Raw genomic sequence first — 1,545 nt, 5'->3', positions numbered from 1 at the left:
CCACTCCTACCAGCCTTTACAACGGTATGAGTGTAGTGATTATCAAGTTATCGGCTTATTAGTACCGGTCAGCTCCGACAGTCTTTAGTCCTGTCTTCCACATCCGGCCTATCAACCCAGTCGTCTGGCTGGGAGCCTCTCCCCCGAAGGGATGGAAATCTCATCTCGAAGCCGGCTTCCCGCTTAGATGCTTTCAGCGGTTATCCGTTCCGAACGTAGCTAATCAGCGGTGCTCCTGGCGGAACAACTGACACACCAGAGGTTCGTCCATCCCGGTCCTCTCGTACTAGGGATAGATCTTCTCAAATTTCCTGCGCGCGCAGCGGATAGGGACCGAACTGTCTCACGACGTTCTAAACCCAGCTCGCGTACCGCTTTAATGGGCGAACAGCCCAACCCTTGGGACCTACTCCAGCCCCAGGATGCGACGAGCCGACATCGAGGTGCCAAACCATGCCGTCGATATGGACTCTTGGGCAAGATCAGCCTGTTATCCCCGAGGTACCTTTTATCCGTTGAGCGACAGCGCTTCCACAAGCCACTGCCGGATCACTAGTCCCGACTTTCGTCCCTGCTCGACTTGTCAGTCTCACAGTCAAGCTCCCTTGTGCACTTACACTCGCCACCTGATTGCCAACCAGGTTGAGGGAACCTTTGGGCGCCTCCGTTACTCTTTGGGAGGCAACCGCCCCAGTTAAACTACCCATCAGGCACTGTCCCTGAACCCGATTAGGGTCCGAAGTTAGATATCCAGAGTGACCAGAGTGGTATTTCAACAATGACTCCACGAACACTAGCGTGCCCGCTTCAACGTCTCCCACCTATCCTACACAAGCCACACCGAACACCAATACCAAACTATAGTAAAGGTCACGGGGTCTTTCCGTCCTGCTGCGCGTAACGAGCATCTTTACTCGTAATGCAATTTCGCCGAGTTCGCGGTTGAGACAGCTGGGAAGTCGTTACGCCATTCGTGCAGGTCGGAACTTACCCGACAAGGAATTTCGCTACCTTAGGATGGTTATAGTTACCACCGCCGTTTACTGGGGCTTAAATTCTCAGCTTCGCCTTGCGGCTAACCGTTCCTCTTAACCTTCCAGCACCGGGCAGGCGTCAGTCCGTATACATCGTCTTGCGACTTAGCACGGACCTGTGTTTTTAGTAAACAGTCGCTTCCCACTGGTCTCTGCGGCCATCGAACGCTCCCGGAGCAAGTCCGTTCACGCCTCAGGCCCCCCTTCTCCCGAAGTTACGGGGGCATTTTGCCGAGTTCCTTAACCACGATTCTCTCGATCTCCTTAGTATTCTCTACCTGACCACCTGAGTCGGTTTGGGGTACGGGCAGCTAGAACCTCGCGTCGATGCTTTTCTTGGCAGCATAGGATCACCGATTTCGACTTGCGTCTACCCATCAGATCTCAGGCTATATGAACGACGGATTTGCCTATCGTTCGCCCTACATCCTTAGACCGGGACAACCATCGCCCGGCTCGGCTACCTTCCTGCGTCACACCTGTTAATACGCTAAACGCACCAGCACGGGAT

General features: G+C 54.2%; 1 rRNA gene (running past one end of the window). It reads right to left on the bottom strand.

What is annotated here, in order from left to right:
• Positions 1-38: 38 nt before the first annotated feature.
• Positions 39-1,545: ribosomal RNA gene (locus C5C35_RS16575) — 23S ribosomal RNA — on the bottom strand (it continues 1,708 nt past the right edge of the window).

It is taken from the genome of Rathayibacter sp. AY1F8 (assembly GCF_002932165.1).
Taxonomy (GTDB): domain Bacteria; phylum Actinomycetota; class Actinomycetes; order Actinomycetales; family Microbacteriaceae; genus Rathayibacter.
This window is presented reverse-complemented; position numbering and strand designations above follow the sequence as displayed.